The sequence below is a fragment of the Diaphorobacter sp. HDW4A genome, from assembly GCF_011305995.1.
GTDB lineage: Bacteria > Pseudomonadota > Gammaproteobacteria > Burkholderiales > Burkholderiaceae_C > Diaphorobacter_A.
Genome location: NZ_CP049910.1, coordinates 4500821 through 4520332 on the forward strand (window position 1 = coordinate 4500821; position 19512 = coordinate 4520332).

Consider the following 19512-nt stretch of genomic DNA (forward strand, 5'->3'; position numbering starts at 1 on the left):
TTGTTAAGCCGATTCCATGGGGCCCAATCACGCAAAGTAGTGACAGATGCGTTGCCCGCGAATCTCGTGCACCGTCACCTCGATGCCGTAGAGCGCACTCAGCACGTCCTCGCGCACGACGCTCTGCGTCTCGCCGTCATGCGCCACGACTCCATCCTTCATCGCGATGATGTGGTCCGCATAGCAGCTCGCGAAGTTGATGTCGTGCAGCACCACGACCACCGTCTTTCTCTTCTCTCGCACCAGCCGCTGAAGCAGTTTCATCATCGTCACCGCATGCGCCATGTCGAGGTTGTTGAGCGGCTCGTCAAGCAGCACATAAGGCGTGTCCTGGCACAGCACCATCGCGATGTAGGCGCGCTGGCGCTGGCCACCCGAGAGCTCGTCGAGGAAGCGGTCCGCGAGCGCCTCGAGCTGCAGAAAGCGCAGCGCTTCGTCGACGTGCTGCACATCGTCCGGCGTCATGCGCCCCTTGCTGTGCGGAAAGCGGCCGAAGCCGACCAGATCTCGCACCGTAAGGCGCAGCGTGGACTGGTTGTCCTGACGAAGAATCGCGAGCACGCGGGCGAGCGCGTCGCTCGCCGTCGTCGCCACATCCAGCCCCTGCACCTGCGCGCTGCCCGAGCTCATCGGCATCAATCGGCTGATCAGCGACAGCAGCGTGCTCTTGCCCGCGCCGTTGGGACCGATGATGGCCGTGAAGCGGTTCTCGGGAATCTGCACGGACACGCCATGCAGCACCGTCGTCGCGCCATGGCGCTTGACGAGTTCGCGGGTTGCGATCATGCCTTTCCTCCGCGCATCAACAAGAAGATGAACACCAGTCCTCCGACAAATTCCACCGCCACCGAAATCGCGGAATTGAATCCCATCACACGCTCCAGAATCACCTGCCCGCCGAGCAGCATGATCACGCCCCAGAGCACCACCGCAGGCAGCACCCAGACATGGCGGCGCGTGCCCATCCATTGATAGGCCATGTTCGCCACGAGCAGGCCAAAGAAGGTCACTGGCCCGACCAGCGCGGTCGACAGCGCAACCATCGCGCAGACCACCACCAGTAACTGCAGCACCGCGCGGCGGTAGTCCACGCCCAGATTGATCGCCGCATCGCGCCCGAGCGCGAGCACGTCGAGCACATGGCGCCTATGCCAGAAGAAGACCGCACCGAGCAGCATCAACACCGCCGACGGAGGCAGCAGTGCGGTCTGCACGGTGTTGAAGTTGGCGAACATACGGTCCTGCAGCGAGTTGAACTCGTTCGGGTCGATCATGCGCATCGCAAAACTCGTGAGGCTGCGGAACAGAATGCCCACCACGATGCCGACCAGCAGCATCAAATGCAGGCTGCTCGCATTGCCCGCAAACAGCCAACGCACCAGCCACATGCTGAGCGCCACCATCAGCACCAGCTCGAGAAAAAACTTGTTGACGCCACCCAACGCCACTACGCCCGCCGAAGTGAGCAACAACACCAGCAGCGCCTGCAGGAAGAGATACAGCGCATCCAGCCCCATCACGGCAGGCGTGAGGATGGTGTTGTGCGTCACCGTCTGGAACACCACCGTGGACATGCCGAGCGCCGCCGCCACCAGCGCCATCGACAACAGTTTCGCGCCCCGGTGCTGCAGGATGAACGACCATTCGACCTCGACCGCCACGGTCATGAAGGTGACGACGGAGACCGTGGCCAGCACCAGCAGAATGGCCAACCTGAAGGCTTGCGTGCGCCAGAGGAATTGCAGCGTCGCCATCGCTCAGCCTCCCGCCAGTCGGCGCTGGCGCAGCAGGATGACGAGGAACAGCGCGCTGCCAACCACGCCCATCACCGTGCCGACGGGAATCTCGTAAGGGGCGATCAGCAGACGCCCGAGCAGATCACAGGCCATCGTCAAGCCCGCGCCCAGCACCGCGACCCAGAGCACATTGCGGCGCACGTTGTCGCCCACCACCAGACGCACGATGTTGGGCACGATCAGGCCCACGAACGGAATGCCGCCGACGGTGACCACCACACACGCAGTGACCAGCGCCACCACCAGCAGCCCCTGCCACACCAGCGCGCGGTAGTTCAATCCGAGATTGGTCGCGAACGATTCGCCGAGCCCCACCACCGTGAAACGGTCCGCCGCGAAGCACGCGACGATGGTGACCGCCAGCGACAGCCAGAGCATTTCGTAGCGGCCATCGACGATGGTCGAGAAGTCGCCGTTGGACCATGCGCGCAGCACCTGGATCATGTCGAACTGGTAAGCGACGAAGGTGGTGACGGCCTCGATCACGCCCGCCAGAATCAGGCCGACCAGCGGCACGATCCACGCCGAGCGCAAACGGATACGCGACAGCACCGCCAGAAACAGCGCACTGCCCGCAAGCGCGAACAGCGCCGCCACGCCCATCTTGGCGAGCACCGGCAGTTGCGGCGCGAAGAGCATCGTCACCATCATGCCGAGCGTCGCGGATTCCACCGTACCGACGGTCGACGGCTCGACGAAATGGTTGCGTGCCAGCATCTGCATGAGCAGCCCCGCGACCGCCATCGCCGAGCCCGCGAGCAGCAGCGCGAGCGTGCGCGGAACGCGGCTGAACAAGAGCACCTGCGCGACCAGATCATCGTCGCTGTCGGACCACAGCGTGTCCCACGACACATCGCTCACGCCCACCGCGAGACTCGCCAGCGCCAAAGCAAAAAGGGCCGCGAGGGCCCCGGTCCAGGCGAGCGCATTCACACGCGTCGCAGCCCCATCACATGGCCGGTGCAAACGCATCGGACAGCTGCTTGAGGTTTTCCTTGATCGCAGTAGGGCCCGCGTTGGAGAGCACGTACCAGTTGGTCGCGTTCAGATAGACGACCTGCTTGTTGCGCCAGGCCTTGGTGGCATGCACCAGCTTGTTGTCCAGCAGCTTCTCGGCGGATGCGCCCTCGCGGCCAATCGCCGCATCGCGGTCGAGCACCAGCAGCCAGTCAGGATTGGTTTTGAGCAGGTATTCGAACGACACCGCCTGCCCGTGCTTGGACACTTCGATCTTGTCCTTGACCGGCGTGGCGCCGAAGGTGCTGTAGAGCATGTCGAAGCGCGAGCCGGGGCCGTAGACGCTCATCTTGCCGCCGTTGGTCATCACGAACAGCATCGAGCCCTTGCCGGTCGCCTTGGTCTTCACGTTGGCGATCTCCTGCTCGATGTTCCTGATCTCCAGCTCGCCCTTCTCAGGCACACCGTAGGCCGCCGCAATCGCGCGGATGTTGCGGAAGACCTGCGGCATCTGGTTGCCGTCGCCGATGCTGATATCGAGCACGGGCGCGTATTTGCGCAGCTCTTCCAGCTTGGGCTGGGTGCGCCCGCCCGAGATGATCAGATCAGGCTTGAGCGACTTCACCTTCTCGTAGTCGGGCTCGAACAGGCTGCCGACCTGCGGATACTTCGCCGCATCCGCGTACTGGCCCAGAAACTTCGGCATCGTCACCACGTTCGGCACGCCCTGCACATCGCCGCCGAGCGACTGGATGATGTCGAGCGCGGACAGGTCATACACCAGCACCGTCTTGGGTTTGAGCGGCACGCTCACCTCGCCCGACGCGTCCTTGACCGTCACCTTGGGCGACCGTGCCAGCGCACCGGCACCCGGCATGGCGAGCGCCAGACCAAGGCCCAGCCCGAGCAAAGTGTGACGACGGTTGAAGCGACTGCGAGACATGGACGAAACCTCCTGAACAGCGCATTCAAGCGCCGCAGCTAAATGGGAAACAACGAGTATTTACTGATAATTATTCTCATTCAATGCTAACACCCGGTAGAAACCCGAGGGGAAATGCCAGTTTCCGGTGTGCGGTATTGCGGCATGGCGCTGTGGTGCATGCGTTGAATGCAAATGCCCGCCAACACACGATTTTTATAATCGGTAGCAAACTTCTGCTCTTGCCCACAACGCCCATTTCCGTGTCCCAGCCCACCGACCGCGAACCCGCCACGCCCTCCCCCACTGCAAGCAAACCGACCGGCCTGCACCCGTCGGCCATCACCGGCATCGCGCTGACCGTCGCCGCCACCGCCGCGTTCTCGGTGCTCGATGCGGGATCCAAATACGTGGGCTCGCTGCTGCCGATCTTCATGGCGCTGTGGCTGCGCTACAGCCTGCAGAGTATCTTCACCATCAGCTTCGCCACCAGCCGCTCGGGCACCGCGATCTTCAAGGCCAAGCACTGGCGTTTTCAGCTCATGCGCGGCGTGCTCTTCTGCGTGAGCAACGGCTGCGCGATGATGAGTCTGCGCTATCTGCCGCTCGCGGAATTCACCGCCATCGTCGCGATGACGCCCATCGCCATGACGCTGGTGGCCGCCCTCTGGCTCAAGCAGCCCGTGAGTCGGCTGCGCTGGGGGCTGGTGTTCGTGGGCTTTGCGGGCACGCTGATCATCATCCGCCCGGGCGGCGACAACTTCACGGCGGGCGCGCTGGTCTGGCCGATGCTGCAGTTGCTGGCCAACACCGCCTACCAGATCGTGAGCAGCGAGATGGCGGGCAAGGAGCGCCCCGAGACCACGCAGATCTACACCAGCCTGCTGGCCTTGGCGCTCACCACCGTGATGTTGCCTTGGACCTGGAGCGGCGGCATGACGCCCGCGCTGTGGGTGGGCGCATTCTGCATGGGCCTTGGCAGCGCCGTCGGCCACCTGCTGATGCTCAAGGCGTATGAATACGCGCGGCCCGCGACGATCACGCCGTTTCTCTATAGCCAGATTCCGTTTGCGCTCTGCGCGGGCTGGCTGATGTACGGCCACATCCCCGATCAATGGGCGGTGATCGGCATGGTCACCATCGCGGTGGGCGGCATGTTGAGTGTGTGGCTATCCGTTCGGGAAGGCCGTTGAGTTTCAAGCGCTCAGCTTGCGCAGCTTGAACGCGGCCCAGATCTGCAGCAAGCCGTAGACCAGAGCGCCAATGCCGATCCATATAGCGCCGACCAGCACGCCCGCCACGGGCGCTGCCACCAGCAAGCCACCGAGCACGATGCTGATGACTCCGCCAAGAATCAGCAGCCATTCGTTGTCGATTTCCTTGCGCACGCGCACCGCCCAGACAATGCGCATGACACCCGAAAAAATGAACCAGAAGCCCGTGACTGTCGCGATGGTGGCCGCCATCGACAGCGGATTCATCACGGCCATCACGCCGAACAGGATTGACACGGCGGCGTAGAAAATCATCCAGCCGCGTGACACGCCCGCACCCTTGCCGAATGCGCCGATCAGGCCGACCACACCCTCGGCAATCGCCAGCACACCAATCGCCCAGGTGAGTCCTGCGCCCGCACCCAGTGGATTGACCAGTGCCATCACGCCAAACAGCGCCGAGAAGATGCCAAACAGCAGGATCACCCACCAGCTGCGGCCCACTGTGTCGCGCAGGAAGTTCGAGCCGTTGTTCGGGTTGGATGGGGGGACCATGCTGTGCGCTCCAGAAATCGGGTTGGAATCGTCCGATTATGGAAACGCATGCGCGCACCGTATGTCAGCCAAGACCTACGGTGCGCATCGAATGGGCAATCAGTAGCCCACAGCCTGACCGTCCTTGCGAGGATCGGAGCCAGCGATGTAGTGGTTTCCATCACGCAGAATCAGCTGCGCGCCGCCGAAGGCGAACACGCCATTGCCTTCTTCCACCGTGATCTCGTGGCCGCGCGCGCGCAACTCGGCGGTCACGGCCGCATCGAATGCGGGCTCGACGGCGACCTTCTTGCCGCCGGTGACGCGCCAGCGCGGCGCATCGGCGGCGGCCTGCGGATTCTGGCCGTAGCGCAGCACGCGCAGCGCCATCTGCAGATGGCCTTGCGATTGCATCGGGCCACCCATCACGCCGAACGCCATCTGCGGCGTGCCATCAGCGTTCATCGCGAATGCGGGGATGATGGTGTGCGACGGACGCTTGTTCGGGCCCACCTCGTTGGCATGGCCACTTTGCGTGGTGAAGCTGCAGCCACGGTTCTGCAGGCTGATACCGGTTCCCGGTACCACCACGCCCGAGCCGAAACCCATGTAGTTGGACTGGATGAACGATACCATCATGCCGCTCTCGTCCGCCGCCGCGAGATACACGGTGCCACCGCGCTGGGGTGCGCCGTAGCGCGGGTCGCCCGCGTGCTTGAGGTCGATGCGCTGCGCACGCTCGCGCAGGTAGTCGCGCGAGAGCAGTTCTTCCTGCGGCTTCACGCGCATGTGATCCATGTCCGCGTTGTACTCCTGCAGATCGGCGAGCGCGAGCTTCATCGCCTCGATCTGCAGGTGCACCGTGTCCGCGCTGTCCAGCGGCTGGCCGCCGACGCCCAGTTCGTCGAGCATGCCCAGCGCCATCAGCGCCGCAATGCCCTGGCCGTTCGGCGGAATTTCGTGGATCACCGAATCACCGAAAGGCTGCGACACCGTGCCCACCCAGTCGGCCTTGTGCGCAGCGAGGTCTTCGACCGTCATCACGCCGCCGTTGGCCTTGCAATGGGCGGCCATCGTCTCGGCGAGCTCGCCGCGGTAAAAGGCCTCGCCCTTGGTCTTCGCGATCAACTCGAGCGTGCGCGCATGGGCTTCGCTCCTGAAGATTTCACCGGCGCGCATCGCACGGCCTTCAGGCATGAAACACTCGGCAAAACCGGGCTGCGCGCCGAGCTTCTGCGCGCCCAGTTCCCACAGCGTGGAGATCACCGGCGAGACCGGGAAGCCGTTGCGCGCATAGTCGATGGCTGGTTGCGCCACCTGCTCGAAAGGCAGCTTGCCGAAGCGACGCGACAGTTCCACCCAGGCGGACACCGCGCCCGGCACGGTCACCGCATTCCAGCCCTTTTCGGGAATGCCGCCGAGCCGCTTGAAATACTCGGGCGTCCACGCGGCAGGCGAGCGGCCCGAAGCGTTGAGGCCGTGCAGCTCCTTGCCGTCCCAGAGAATCGCGAACGCATCGCTGCCGATGCCGCAGCCCGAGGGCTCGACCACGGTCAGCGTCATCGCGGCAGCAATGGCAGCGTCCACCGCATTGCCGCCGGCGAGCAGCATGCGCAGACCGGCCTGCGCGGCCAGCGGTTGCGAGCTGCTGACCACGTTGCGGCCGAGCACGGGAGAACGATGGGAAGCGTAGGGCAGCGCCCAGTCCTTGATGGCGGGAGTGGGTGTTGAGGTAGAGGTGGAGTTGGACATGTCGTCGTTTCAATCCAATGTGATGTGGTTGTCCTTGATGACCTTGGCCCAGCGTGCGCTGTCGGCCTTCACCATGGACTGGAATTGCGCGGGCGTGCCAGCCTTCGCGGGCTCTGCGCCCAGCTTGGCGAGCGCGGACGCGACCTCGGGGTTCTGGATCGCCTTGTTGAAGGCGGCGTTGATCTTCGCGACCAGCTCGGGCTTCATGCCCGCAGGTCCGTAGACACCGAACCAGGTCACCGACGAATAGCCCGGCAGGCCCGATTCGGCAATCGTCGGCAGATCAGGCGCGAGCGAGCTGCGCTGCAGGCTGGTTACGGCCAGCGCCTTGAGGCGGCCGCTGGTCACATGCGGCATACCGGTGGGAATCGAGTCGAACAGCAGATGTACCTGCCCCGCCGCCAGATCAGTGATGGACTGCGCCGTGCCCTTGTACGGCACATGCGTGAGCTTCACGCCGGAACGCGCCGCGAACTCCAACGCGTTCAGATGCACGATGGTGCCGTTGCCACTGCTCGCGTAGTTGAGCTTGCCGGGGTTGGCCTTGGCGTAGGCGATCAGCTCCTGCACGTTCTTCACGGGCAGCGACGGCGTCACCAGCAACACGCTGGCCGCATCAGCCACATGGGCGATGGGCGTGAAGTCTTGCTCGACGTGGTAGCTCAGACGAGACATGAGGTGTGGCGAGATGGCATGCGTGCTGCTGGTGGTGAACAGCAGTGTCGCGCCATCGGGCGCGGCCTTCACGGCCTCGGCCGCGCCGATGGTGCCGCCCGCGCCGGGCTTGTTGTCGACAACGAACTGCTGACTCAGGTCCTGCGACACGCGCTGCGCGATCACACGTGAGATCAGGTCGGTCGCGCCGCTTGCAGGAAACGGCACGACGAGGCGCACCGGCTTGCTCGGCCATGCGTCCGTCGCAGTATCTGCGAAGGCTGCAGAAGCGCCAAAACCTGCCATCAACAATGCGCCCAACACGGCGCGACGACCGGCCTGCAGCGCCGGGATCTGTGCTTTGCGAGCAGCAACGGACTGGTTCATGACACCCTCGGAATTGGTTCAAAAAATGGACATCCATCTTATGCGGGTCAGCCCTCACACACCATGAGAGATTCAGCAAATCCAGTTTGCCGATCCGGCAATGCTGCAGAATCCCGGCATTGAATCAGGCAAACCGGAAATCCACCCCATGTCGGCCACCAACCAACTGCAGGACACGGCCCTGCGCTACTTTCTTGAGGTCGCGCGCTGCGGCTCGGTCAGCCTTGCGTCACAGCGTCTGCACGTGGCCATGTCGGCCATCAGCCGCCAGATCGCACACCTGGAGGCGCAGCTCGAAACGCCGCTGTTCGAGCGCCATGCGCGCGGCATGGTGCCCACAGCGGCGGGCGACATCCTCACGCGGCACGCGCGGCGCATCAGCCTCGAAGCCGAGCAGGCGGTCGACGCCATTCACGCGCTCGCCAACCTCAGCGCCGGTGCCGTGCGCATCGCCACCTCCGACGCCTTCGCCAACCAGCTCGTGCCCGCCGTCTGCGCACGCTTTCAGCAGGACTATCCGGGCGTGCGCTTCGAGGTGTTGATGTGCCCCACCGCGCAGGTGCCCGTCAAGGTGCTCGCGGGCGATGCCGACATCGGCCTGTGCTTCAGTCTCGCGCCGGTCAAGAACATCCACGTCGTGCATCGCCAGTCCGCGCCGGTCGTCGCGATTCTTCCGCCTGGCCATGCGCTTGCCCGAAGACGGCAGGTCTCGCTCGCCGAACTCACCCGCTACCCGCTCGCGCTGCCTCCTGCAGAAACGGCAGTGCGTCAGGTCGTCGACATGGCCTGCGCGCGGCAGGAGCTGGCGCTGGAGCCGGTGCTCGTCAGCAACCATGCGCAGACGCTGCTCAAGTATGTGCAGTACAGCGGAGGTGTCAGCGTGTCGAGCGAGGTCAGCGTGCGCCATCTCGTGGCCAGCGGCGAACTGCTCGCCAAGCCGATCTCGGATGCTGGCATGGACTTGCGCGACATCGAGGTGCAGACGCTCGGCGGACGCACGCTGCCCACAGCCACCGAGGCCTATCTGGCGCAACTCATTGCAGGACTGAAGGGCGACAAGGGCTGAGCGCTGTCTTTGCGCTCAGGTCCACCAGTAGCGCAGCATATGAAAGAAGATAGGCGCTGAAAAACAGATCGAGTCGAGGCGATCCAGCATGCCGCCATGGCCCTGGATCAGTTGTCCCCAGTCCTTCACGCCGCGATCACGTTTGATGGCCGACATCACTAGCCCGCCAAAGAAGCCGAACAGGCACGCGACAAACGCGATGATCGCCGCCTGCCAGTGCGTGAACGGCGTCATCCACGCCAACAGCACCCCCAAGCCCGTCGCCAGCGCGATGCCGCCAACCAGCCCTTCAATGGTCTTTGATGGCGAGAGCACGGGCGCGACCTTGTGCTTGCCCAGCAATTTTCCGCAAACGTACTGCAACACATCGGACGCCTGCACCACAAAGATCAGCCACATCGCGGGCCAGATGCGGTCACCGTGAAATCCCTGCAGATCGAGCGTGACCAGCGCGGGCACGAACGAAATGCAGTAGACCGATACCATCAGGCCCCACTGGATCTTGGCGCTGCGCTCGAGAAAATGCTTGGTGTCCTCCTGCTTCAGACCGGCAATCGGCAGCAGCAGAAACACATAAAGCGGAATGAAGATCGAATACATGCCATACCAGTCCACGTAGATCAGAAAGTACTGGTAGGGAATGACGAAATAGAAGGCGATCAGCAGCGAGAAATAATCCCCGCGCCGCGTGGGCAACAGGCTGATGAACTCGCGCAGGGCAAACAGCGAGATCAGCGCGAACAGCACGATGAATGCGCCCTTGCCGAGCACGATGGCGACGGCGATGAGCGTCATCATCACCCACCACGCGTTGATGCGCGAGACGAGGTTGACGATGACCGGCGAAGGCACCGGCCCAGCACGGCGCTTGAGCACCCAGCCGACGGTGGATGCGAAGATCAGGATGGCCGCAAGAATGCCGAACAACAGATAAGTCTGCGATGCGTAAGCTGGAGTCATTGCTGCCCCTCCTTGAGCTTCAGGAGTTCGCTTGCTGCGTACTGCAGGTACTCCGCTTTGGGCATGCCTTCCTTGCGCTCAAGTGGCGCACCGAAGGTCACAGTCGAGAGCAGCGGAATCGGAATCAGCGCGCCCTTGGGCATCACGCGGCGCAGGTTGGTGATCCACACCGGCACGAGTTCGACATCGGGAAACGCCTCCTTCAGATAGAAGAGCCCGCTGCGGAATTCGAGCAGGTCCACATCGTCCTCGAGATTGCGCGTGCCCTCGGGGAAAAAGATGATCGAGAAGCCGTTGGTGAGCGCGTCCTTCACGGGCTGCAGCGGGTCGGACTGGCCCTCGCGATTGCGGTTGATCGTCACGCCGTTGAAGGTGTCCTGAATCAGAAAACGCCGCAAGCCATCCTTGAGCCAGTAATCCGACGCCGCAATCGGCCGCGTATTCTGCCGCATGAAGCGCGGCAGCGACGCCCACAGCAGAATGAAGTCGATGTGGCTGTTGTGGTTCGCAAAATAGATGCGTTGCTCGGTCGATGGCTTGCTGCCGTACCAGATGCTGCGCGCACCCGTCAGCAGGCGTGCGCTGCTGCGCGTGAGAAACGCGACGCCGCGCCCCAGGGTTCGCAGGATGACGTTGTTGCTCGCACTCATCAATGAGGTCCAATCACAGGCAAATCCAGTTCCGAATCCAACTTCAATTTCGATCCTCGGTTTCAGAGCGACGGGGTAGTGCAGACGATCACCATCGCGACCATCAGCGCGTATTGCAGCACAAGCAATCCGATCTGCAGCTTGAACAGGCGCAGACACCCTTCAAAGCGCAGAGCCCAGTCGCGACGCGCCTTGGATGACGGCATAAGACCGAAGTGCACGAGGCTGTCGTCAAGCATCTGCGTAGCACCGCGCTCGCTGGTGCCGGAGTCGATCATGCGCGCCACATGCTCAAGAAGATCGGCATCGAACTTCACACGCACCGCGACATAGTGCTGCAGCGCGATCAACAGCATCGCCAGCGCCACCAGCACCCAGCAGGTGATGAACTGGCCATTGCGCACAATCCAAACCAGCAGCGTGAAGGCGAACGCAAGATAGGCGGACCTGAGCACCGAATCCGCATGTCGCAAGAGACGTGCAAGCACATGAAGATGCATCGTCATCGCACGCCTTCCTGAGTCTTCTGATTCAACACAGCCACGCGCTGCAGCTGCGCTATCTGCTCGGCCCGCAGCACGACCCAAGGCCTTGCCTGCTGAATGAGCTTCACCGCGGTATCCACCGAATCGACCCGCCCCGTCGTGATCAACCATGCGCACAGCACAGCCGCGCTGCGCGAGTAGCCGAGTGCGCAGAACACCAGCAGCTTGCGCGGTCGATGCGCTGCGATCAAGGCATCGAGCCGTTCAGCCCCCGACACCAGTTGCTCGGCAGACAGTGTCACCATGTCCAGCGACAGATGCTGCGCATAAGCCGCAGGGTGATGCGTCACCGGTAACTCTGCAGCGCAGTCAAACAGCGCATCGTAGGCCGCCGCATCGCGTGCCGATGGAATGCGCCCGAGATGCACACTCATGTCCTGCCATTCGCCAACGCGCGAGTCCTCAGCATGCGCGCGCGTCCATGCGCGGCTGTTGATCCACGCTCCCACGAAATACGGCGCGAACAGCAGCACGCTGGCAACCGCCATCGCGCCATCCTCCTGTTTCTGGAAGCAATGCGGCCGCACCAGCAAATAGGCCAGTGCAACCAGCAGCAGGCTCACGGCTGGATAGAGCAGCCACAGCCAGCCGCCACCGCATGTGAATGCCGCAGCAGTGAGCAGCACGCTGGCCAGCAGATACCAACCACCGAGCTTCACATGCCACGCCGTCCGCACCCGCATCGCGTCCTTCTCGAACGGTGACTTCACCGAGAGCGGATACAGCCACATGCACAGCGCGCCAACGAGCAGACCCGTGGGCAAATCGATGAAATGGTGCTGCCATGTGGTGAGCACCGACAGCCCGATCAGTGCGCACCATAGATGTACCAGCCACACCCAGCCCGCGCTCACATGTCGGCGGTAGAAATCCCACAAGATGATGAGCAGTACGATGTGCAGCGAGGGGGCTTGATTGAACGGCTTGTCGAAGCCCATGAGCACGTCAAACCACAGCCCGAAGAAGCCCTCAAGCGGCGGGCGTTCGAAGCTGAACTTGAGTGGAAACAGCACAAAGCAGGCAATCGATATCACCTGTGCAGTGAACAGCCGCAGCGCCTGCTGGCGCAGCTCGAAACGGCTCCAGCACAGCAGCAACGACAGGCCGTAGAACAGGTCGATGGACCAGTAGGGAACAATCGTCCACGGCCACAGTGGGATGTGTTTTTCCCACGCGAACACGATGGCGCGCACATCCGCAAGACCCGACGCGTACTGGTTCGCAAAGCCGTAGGTCAGAAAGAAAAACGGCGCAAGACACAGCAGATACAGCACGCCACGCTTCCACACGCCGGGCTCTCTGGTGATCGGTTCGCGCATCGCCGTCACAGCTTCTGCGCCACCGCGACGGTGAAGATGCCGAACTCGTCGATGCACTGATCGACCTTGCGAAAGCCCGCCTGTTCGACCAGCGCGTCCATCTCCGCTTGCGAGCGCATGCGCATCACCCAGGCGTCGCCCTGGCGGTGCGAGGTAAGCGCCCGCGCGATGAACTCCTGTTGCGGATGCCAGATCTGGCAGGTGTAGACCAGATAGCCGCCCTGCTCCACCGCCTGCTGCAACCCCGTGAGCGAACGACGCAGCAGATCGTTGTCGTTGAACAGTTCATAGAGACCCGACACCACGGCGAGCGTAACCCGGGGATCAATACTGGCGAGCGATTCGGTATTGAACGCATCGCCGTGCACGAACTGCGCGATGTCAGTGAGGCCGCGCTCGGCGATCAGCTTCTGCCCCGCCGCGACGTTGATGTCGCTGTAGTCGCGCAGCAAAATCGACGCGGGCCGCTGCGCGAACGAGGCCACCGCATCCAGGATGTAGCGGCCGTGACCCGAGGCGATGTCGAGCATGCGCAGCGGCTTGCCCTGTTCAGCGAGTCGCTTTGCATATTTCTGCAGCAGCCGCTCGATCAGCGTCTTGCGCACGCGAATGCCGCGCCAACCGATGGCGTTGAGGTACTGTTTGTCCATCAGCCTGCCGAGAAATCCCCTGCTCTCAGGCTGGTTGCGGTAGACGAAATCGAGCGTGCTGCCCGAGTCATAACCCGTGTCCTCGCCGATCTTGAGGCCCGCAGAAAAGCGGCTGCCGAATTTGAGATTGCCCTTGGCCATCTTCCAGTAACGGTCGCGCAGCGAGCCAGTGGGCAACGGCGTGCTGAGCTCCTCGGCCAGCGCGCAACCCGAGCCGATGCGGTCGGCATTAAGCACATCGGGCGCCACATAGGGCACAGAAAAACACTGCGTGATGAAGCGCTGGATCTTGCGCACCGCAATCGCGCGGTCCTTCTCGCCGAGCGTGTCGTGATAGAAACCAGGCAGCGTGTGAAATTCCTTGAGCGGATGCGGCAGTCGCTGATAGAACGCGAACTGCGGCTTGCGCTGCACCACGAAATCCGAGCCCGAGGACAGCACCTGCGTGGGCACGTGAATGTCCTGTGAACTCGCGACGATGCGGTCCGACGCCTCATACAGGCCGAGCAACATGCGCACCGAAATCGCGCGCGCGATCTGCGGATCGGTGTCGTAAGCAGCGGCGCGTTCTTTGTCGTGCGTGAGCATGCCGGACTTCACGTAGCTCGTGATGAAGAAGTTGCCACGCAGCTTGTGCATCAGCGTGAGCCCGGGCCGGGCAAACGGCACATAGAGCTTGATGTCAAACGCGGGCGATGCCAGGCACAGCGCGCGGATCTTGGGCGCATAGTCATGCACCCACGTGGCGGCCAGCACCGCGCCCACACTCTGCGCGACGATGGCCATGTTCTCGATGGGCACGCCGAACGCATGCTGCAGATGTCGGGTGAAATGCTCTATGTCCTCCACGCAAGCAGAGAATGACGGAGCATCGCCGCGCTCGCCGGGCGATTGCCCATGCCCGCGTGCATCCCATGCATAGACATCGAAGTCCGGCAGATCGAGCTCGTCCACCAGATGCGCCATACGCCCCGAATGCTCGTGTCCCCGATGGAACAGCAGCACCGCCTTCTTCTCTGCTCCGGGCGCGCTGGCCTGCCAGCGCTGGAAGAACAACTCCGTTCCGTCATGACTCACAAACCGATGTTGGCTATTGACTCTCATGCACCCTCCCGTGTGGATGTACCAGAAACCCGATGATGATTTTGAAGATGTCCGCGTATTCAGCGTGCTGTCCGCGCCGTAACAATGCCGTTTCTGATCCGATTGAAGATGGTTCGCAGCAGCAGTCCGGCGACGACGGCCAGCAGCACGCTGCAGATGTGGGAGAGCCATTGCGGTGTCGCGCCGAGCGAAGGTGCCGCCACCAGTACCACGGCGATCAGGCCGAACGCGAACGCCCGGTCGCTCTTGCCCATGGGGCCGTCATAGCGGCGCTCGGTGCCCACCAGCGGCGCCATCACGCCGGCGTATTCGCTGAGGCCGGCCAAAAACACGACCGCGAACAGCAGCCACGGATCGATGGCCGCAAAGGCGACGAAACAGGCGTAGAGCGCGGTGTCAGACACCACATCGCAGAGTTCGTTGTAGTACGCGCCGAGTGTCGACTGCTGGCCAAATTCGCGCGCGAGCATGCCGTCGATGGCATTGAAGGCCATGCGCACCAGCATCCAAGCCGGGAATAGCAGAAGCCACGCAGTAGCGGTGCCGCTGCGGTGATGAAAGAAGTACAGAAACCCTGCGAGACACACCGAGACGAGCATCGCCGTCAGCGTGACCTGATTGGCCGTGACCCCTGCGCGATGCAGGCCGGTCACGAGCGGTCTCAGAAGGTTTTGAAATGCAGGCTTCAGTTGATAGATCGATGGCATGTGAATGCGGTGATTCGTTCAGGTCATCCAACCCGTTCGCCGCATTCTACGCACGCCGCGCGCCGCGCCTTCTTCGCGTTTGCGCGCATGCCGGAGCCCCCACTCTGACACTCCAGCATCGCGCGCAAAAACTGCATCAGAGCCCATTGCGTTCGCGAAACTCGCGCGCCTTGCCAAAGTGCCCGTTGCCGATGAACGGCACTGGCGGGCGCAGCGCCGACAGCGGCGACGGGTGATTGCTCATCAGCACCAGATGCCCGCGATCCTGCGGAATGAAGGCGCGCTTGGATTGCGCATGGTTGCCCCACAACATGAAGACCACCGGCTTGTCGCCCTCGGCCACGTGCTTGATGACCGCATCGGTCAGCAGCTCCCAGCCCTTACCCGAGTGGCTGGCCGCCTGGCCTTCTTCGACCGTGAGGCAGGTATTGAGCAGCAGCACGCCGTGCGTTGCCCACTTCACCAGACTGCCGCCCGGATCAGGGAATGACGGAAACGGTGTACCCAGATCGCGCAGCATTTCCTTGAAGATGTTCTGCAATGACGGCGGCACACGCACGCCCGGCGCCACCGAAAACGCAAGGCCTTCTGCCTGCCCGCGACCATGATAGGGATCCTGTCCGAGGATCACCACGCGTACACCTTCAGGAGGTGTGAGCTCGAGTGCACGCAGCGGCTTGGGCGGAAAGATCACCGCCCCCGCATCGAGCCGCGATTGCAGGTGGGCAAGCAGCGATTGCCCCTTGGCGCTCGCGAAGAAGTCATCGACCAAGGGCGCCCATCCGGCGGCCACGGGCCAGTCGGATGGCACCGCACTGGCCAATTGGGTGATGGAGGGATCGGGGGCGTTAAAGAGTGCGTCTGGCGTGCTCATGAAGCGGCAAATCGTCCGGTTGCGCTGCCCTGCAGCGTGAGCCGCAAGGATACCGGATGAATGTGCGCCTCAATGTCGCAGCAGATGCCTTCTGCGCAACGCGGCCAGCGACAGCATCAGTGCCGCGCCCATCAGTCCCCACAGATTCCACAGCGGAACCGCAACACTTCCACCGGAACTGGTGACCACCACCATCACGCCGCCCGGGTCCTTGATCGTGCCGTTGGCCAGCAGGTCATCATCACCCTCCGCGCCATCGATGAGCGAGAGCGTGTAGCTGTTGCCCGTCACGCTGAAGCCCCCGAACGCATACCAGTGCGGAGCGGTGTTCGACGGCGTGGGGCCATATTTCCAGTACTGTGCGCCTGCGGGAATCGCCTGCGCGAGCGTGACCGTCAGTTGCGCAGCCGCGCCCGGCGCACAACCAGTCGCCGACACATTGAGCAAGCCGAACGGATATGCAGCAGCGCCCTGCGGAGGAGGCACCGGCGCGCTTGTCACCGGCTGGAATCCCGACACCGGTTGCAGCACGCAGCTTGTCGCCGAGCCCCCTGCACCGGCGAGCGCGACGGTCGCGCTGCCAATCGCTGCGCCACCTGTCGTCGGCACCGATACCACCACACCGTTTGATCCAGCGGTCGGCACGGCAAAGCTTACGCTGTTGGAAGCAGGACCTGTGGTGGTTGATGTCGTAGCCGCAACAATGCAGCTGTAGGTCGCACCGGCCGTCAACCCCGCCACCGTGATGGGCGATGCGACCGCACCGCCCGTGAGCGCCGCGCCACCACCCTGTGGCGTGCATTGCGCGGTGTAACCCGTCACCGTCTGCACGGGAACGCTCGCCACGGGCGTGAACGACAACACCGCACTCGCTCCCTGCACAAAATAGTTGACGATGGTCGGTGCGCCCAGTTGCGCCGCCGGGGCGCCGCTGTTGATACTGACCGCATCCACGCCGAAGAAAAGGCTCTGGCGGTTGTCGACTTCGGCAATGCGCAGTCGAACCGTCTGACCTGCGTAGCTGGACATGTCAAGCGTCACAGTCTGGTAGCCACTGCCTTGGACTGGATACGTCGGCGTCGCGCCCGACGCGGGCCACTGGAACACATTGGCCAGCACGCCGGAGCCCACATCGTCGAGCGTCGCTGCGGGCTTCATCACATCGATGCGCGCCTGCTGGTTAGGGGTGGCGAGCGTGTAGTCTAGCGTGGCGGGCGCTGCGGCCAGGCTGCTCGCGCTTTGCACATAGACCTGCGCGGTCAGCGTGGCGGGATAGCCGGCGGGGATGGCGATATCCTGGTACAGCACGTGACTGCCGGGGCCGGGCTGGTCGCTCATCGCGGCGAATGTGCCTTGCGGCGACGCAGCCACTGTGACCGGCGTGACCGCGCTCTTGTTGCCCTGCTGCGCCAGAAAGCCGCCGCGGGAGCCGCTCTGCATGAACGTCTGCCAACCCGCAAACGTGGCGGAGCCGACCCCGCCATTCGATTCGAAACCACCGTTGGCGACCAGTTCCGTAGCGTGCCCGGTGCTCGCGACCGCAAGCGCCAGCCATAGCGCCGCGCCCAATGTCCGTCGTAGGCTTTTCATGGCTCGTGTTCCCTGCGGCGGGCCGCTCAGCGTTCGTAGACGGTATCGGTCGGGGTGCTGGGAATAGTGTTGCCTTCAAATCGATTGTTGTTGAAGGAAATGATCTTGCCGGTGCTCACCGTGTCGTCATCCTTCAGAAGGCTGAACGCCTGGTAACTGCCAGAAATGGTGGAGTTGGAGAGGTAGACCGTGCTGGCATCGTCCTTCACGTGGACGGCGGCACTGCTGTCCGTGGTCCCCGAATTCACGTTGTAGATCGAGGTGTTCTGCACAAACACCTTGGTCGCCGCACCGACTTCGAGAAGAATGCCTGCCTTGGCCGCTGTCTGAATCTTCACGTTCTCGATGAACACCTGGTCCGCCTTCAATATCCGGATCGCGATCGGTCCGATGGTCGTGCCGCTGCCTGTCAGCGTAAGGTTGCGGAGTACCACCGTGCCACCTGTCGGCAGATTGATGTTGATACCGTTCGTGCCCGAGAAAAGGATGCTGCCGATCGCGCCCGTGCTGCCGTCGAGAATGATGGGCTTGACGATGGTGACTGTGCCGAAACCGCCTGGATCGAGTACATCGATTTCACCACCAGAGGCAGTCTTGGAGATCGCGCCGGCAAAGGTCTTGCAGGGGGCCGTGCGACTGCATGGATTGACATCGTCCCCCACTCCGGAGACCCATGTGCGCGTCGCCTGCGCATGCGCCGAAGTCGACAAAAGCATCGACAGAAAAACAAAGAGCAGGAGCACGAACACCGTCATGCATTTGCGTTGAACCAAATCCGCGATCCCCGTCGTATCCATCATTGCGTGTCTCCCTGTTACATGCTTTTGCATTCGGCGGGAGTATCGCGCTCAGTCGAGCATCGCATGATGGAAAATTTCTATACCCCTCTTGTTATCGATTGACGAAAATCTCACTGCTTCAATCGAAATTGCTTCATTGAATACAAAAAGAACGGCACGGAGAGCGCCGTTCTGGTTCTTGTGGGCATCTGAATCGTGCGCGTCTTGCGAATCAGGCGAACAGCTTGGCCAGCGCTTGGCCGGGCTCGTCCGCACGCATGAATGCTTCACCGACGAGGAACGCATTCACGCCTGCATCGCGCATGGTCTTCACATCCTCGGTGCTGAGAATGCCCGATTCGGTCACCAACAGTTTGTCCGCGGGCACGCGTTTCTGCAGGTCGAGCGTGGTCTGCAGGCTCACCTCAAACGTGCGCAGATTGCGGTTGTTGATGCCGAGCAGCGGCGTCTTGAGCTTGAGTGCGCGGTCGAGTTCCTCGCCGTCGTGCACTTCGACCAGCACGGCCATGTCGAGGCTGCGGGCGATGTTTTCCATCTCCACCATCTGTACGTCGTCGAGGCAGGCGGCGATCAGCAGCACGGCATCGGCACCCATCGCGCGCGATTCGTAGATCTGGTAAGGATCGATCATGAAATCCTTGCGCAGCACCGGCAGGCCGCAACTGGCACGTGCCTGCTTCAGAAAGTCGGGCTGGCCCTGGAAGAACTGGCGATCAGTGAGCACCGACAGACACGCCGCGCTCACCTTGCCATTGCCCTCTGCGTAGCTCTGTGCAATGTCGGCGGGAACGAAGTCCTCACGGATCACACCCTTGCTCGGGCTGGCCTTCTTCACTTCGGCAATCACCGCCGCCTGGTTCTTCGCGATCTTGGCTTTCAACGCGCCGACGAAATCGCGGGTGAGCACGCGGCTTTCCGCGTCACGGCGCATATCTTCGAACGACATGCGCTCCTTGGCTGCTGCGACTTCTGCGACCTTGACGTCGCAGATCTGCTTCAAAATATCTGACATATGTTTCTCTCCGCGTGCC

General features: G+C 62.8%; 19 protein-coding genes. 2 read left to right on the plus strand and 17 right to left on the minus strand.

Annotation, left to right across the window (positions count from 1 at the left end):
- Positions 1-27 precede the first annotated feature (27 nt).
- From G7047_RS20655 to G7047_RS20670, 4 genes are read right to left on the minus strand one after another with little or no spacing between them, the layout of a single operon-like run.
- Positions 28-786, minus strand: coding sequence for an ABC transporter ATP-binding protein (locus G7047_RS20655; RefSeq protein ID WP_166309629.1), 759 nt, complete (start codon positions 784-786; stop codon positions 28-30).
- A complete protein-coding gene (locus G7047_RS20660) occupies positions 783-1754 on the minus strand; it encodes an iron chelate uptake ABC transporter family permease subunit (RefSeq protein ID WP_166309631.1) in 972 nt (323 codons plus the stop codon). The genes G7047_RS20655 and G7047_RS20660 overlap by 4 nt, the downstream gene beginning before the upstream one ends.
- Positions 1755-1757: 3 nt before the next feature.
- Entirely contained in the window at positions 1758-2768 is a 1011-nt protein-coding gene (locus G7047_RS20665; RefSeq protein ID WP_166309633.1) for an ABC transporter permease, read from the minus strand.
- Positions 2746-3696, minus strand: a complete 951-nt coding sequence (locus tag G7047_RS20670; RefSeq protein WP_166309635.1) for a siderophore ABC transporter substrate-binding protein — start codon at positions 3694-3696, stop codon at positions 2746-2748. The genes G7047_RS20665 and G7047_RS20670 overlap by 23 nt, the downstream gene beginning before the upstream one ends.
- 305 nt (positions 3697-4001) lie before the next feature.
- Here G7047_RS20670 and G7047_RS20675 point away from each other — a divergent pair, with 305 nt between their 5' ends.
- Complete coding sequence (locus tag G7047_RS20675) at positions 4002-4868, plus strand: DMT family transporter (protein WP_240939572.1); 867 nt, start codon at positions 4002-4004, stop codon at positions 4866-4868.
- A gap of 3 nt (positions 4869-4871) precedes the next feature.
- Here G7047_RS20675 and G7047_RS20680 read toward each other — a convergent pair whose 3' ends face one another.
- From G7047_RS20680 to G7047_RS20690, 3 genes are all read right to left on the minus strand, one after another.
- Entirely contained in the window at positions 4872-5444 is a 573-nt protein-coding gene (locus G7047_RS20680; protein WP_166309639.1) for an HdeD family acid-resistance protein, read from the minus strand.
- 99 nt (positions 5445-5543) lie between these two features.
- Positions 5544-7175 (minus strand): gamma-glutamyltransferase family protein, encoded by a 1632-nt coding sequence (locus G7047_RS20685; protein ID WP_166309641.1) that lies wholly within the window; start codon positions 7173-7175, stop codon positions 5544-5546.
- 9 nt (positions 7176-7184) lie between these two features.
- Positions 7185-8135, minus strand: coding sequence for a tripartite tricarboxylate transporter substrate binding protein (locus G7047_RS20690; protein WP_166312182.1), 951 nt, complete (start codon positions 8133-8135; stop codon positions 7185-7187).
- A 229-nt stretch (positions 8136-8364) separates the two neighbouring features.
- Between G7047_RS20690 and G7047_RS20695 the strand changes: the two genes are divergently transcribed.
- The gene (locus G7047_RS20695) at positions 8365-9282 is read left to right on the plus strand and encodes a LysR family transcriptional regulator (RefSeq protein WP_166309643.1); all 918 of its coding nucleotides are present in this window, start codon (positions 8365-8367) and stop codon (positions 9280-9282) included.
- 15 nt (positions 9283-9297) lie between these two features.
- Here G7047_RS20695 and G7047_RS20700 read toward each other — a convergent pair whose 3' ends face one another.
- The 10 genes from G7047_RS20700 to trpC all read right to left on the minus strand — a co-directional run bounded on the left by G7047_RS20700 (position 9298) and on the right by trpC (position 19493).
- Entirely contained in the window at positions 9298-10242 is a 945-nt protein-coding gene (locus tag G7047_RS20700; protein ID WP_166309645.1) for a phosphatidate cytidylyltransferase, read from the minus strand.
- Positions 10239-10892 carry a lysophospholipid acyltransferase family protein gene (locus G7047_RS20705; RefSeq protein WP_166309647.1) on the minus strand — a complete coding sequence of 218 codons (654 nt, stop codon included), beginning with the start codon at positions 10890-10892 and terminating at the stop codon, positions 10239-10241. The genes G7047_RS20700 and G7047_RS20705 overlap by 4 nt, the downstream gene beginning before the upstream one ends.
- Before the next feature lie 62 nt (positions 10893-10954).
- On the minus strand, positions 10955-11398 hold the full coding sequence (locus G7047_RS20710; RefSeq protein WP_166309649.1) for a hypothetical protein: 444 nt from the start codon (positions 11396-11398) through the stop codon (positions 10955-10957).
- Positions 11395-12756: a phosphatase PAP2/dual specificity phosphatase family protein gene (locus tag G7047_RS20715; RefSeq protein ID WP_166309651.1), complete on the minus strand. Its 1362-nt coding sequence runs from the start codon at positions 12754-12756 to the stop codon at positions 11395-11397. Before G7047_RS20715 ends, G7047_RS20710 begins: the two co-directional genes overlap by 4 nt.
- 5 nt (positions 12757-12761) lie before the next feature.
- Complete coding sequence (locus G7047_RS20720) at positions 12762-14510, minus strand: bifunctional alpha/beta hydrolase/class I SAM-dependent methyltransferase (protein ID WP_166309653.1); 1749 nt, start codon at positions 14508-14510, stop codon at positions 12762-12764.
- Between the two features lie 59 nt (positions 14511-14569).
- Positions 14570-15217 (minus strand): CDP-alcohol phosphatidyltransferase family protein, encoded by a 648-nt coding sequence (locus G7047_RS20725; RefSeq protein ID WP_166309655.1) that lies wholly within the window; start codon positions 15215-15217, stop codon positions 14570-14572.
- A gap of 136 nt (positions 15218-15353) precedes the next feature.
- Positions 15354-16091, minus strand: coding sequence for a uracil-DNA glycosylase (locus tag G7047_RS20730; protein ID WP_166309657.1), 738 nt, complete (start codon positions 16089-16091; stop codon positions 15354-15356).
- 69 nt (positions 16092-16160) lie between these two features.
- The gene (locus tag G7047_RS20735; RefSeq protein ID WP_166309659.1) at positions 16161-17681 is read right to left on the minus strand and encodes a choice-of-anchor U domain-containing protein; all 1521 of its coding nucleotides are present in this window, start codon (positions 17679-17681) and stop codon (positions 16161-16163) included.
- A 26-nt stretch (positions 17682-17707) separates the two neighbouring features.
- On the minus strand, positions 17708-18481 hold the full coding sequence (locus tag G7047_RS20740) for a hypothetical protein (protein ID WP_205904657.1): 774 nt from the start codon (positions 18479-18481) through the stop codon (positions 17708-17710).
- Positions 18482-18692: 211 nt separating this feature from the next.
- Positions 18693-19493: an indole-3-glycerol phosphate synthase TrpC gene (gene trpC, locus G7047_RS20745; protein WP_166309661.1), complete on the minus strand. Its 801-nt coding sequence runs from the start codon at positions 19491-19493 to the stop codon at positions 18693-18695.
- Positions 19494-19512 lie beyond the last annotated feature (19 nt).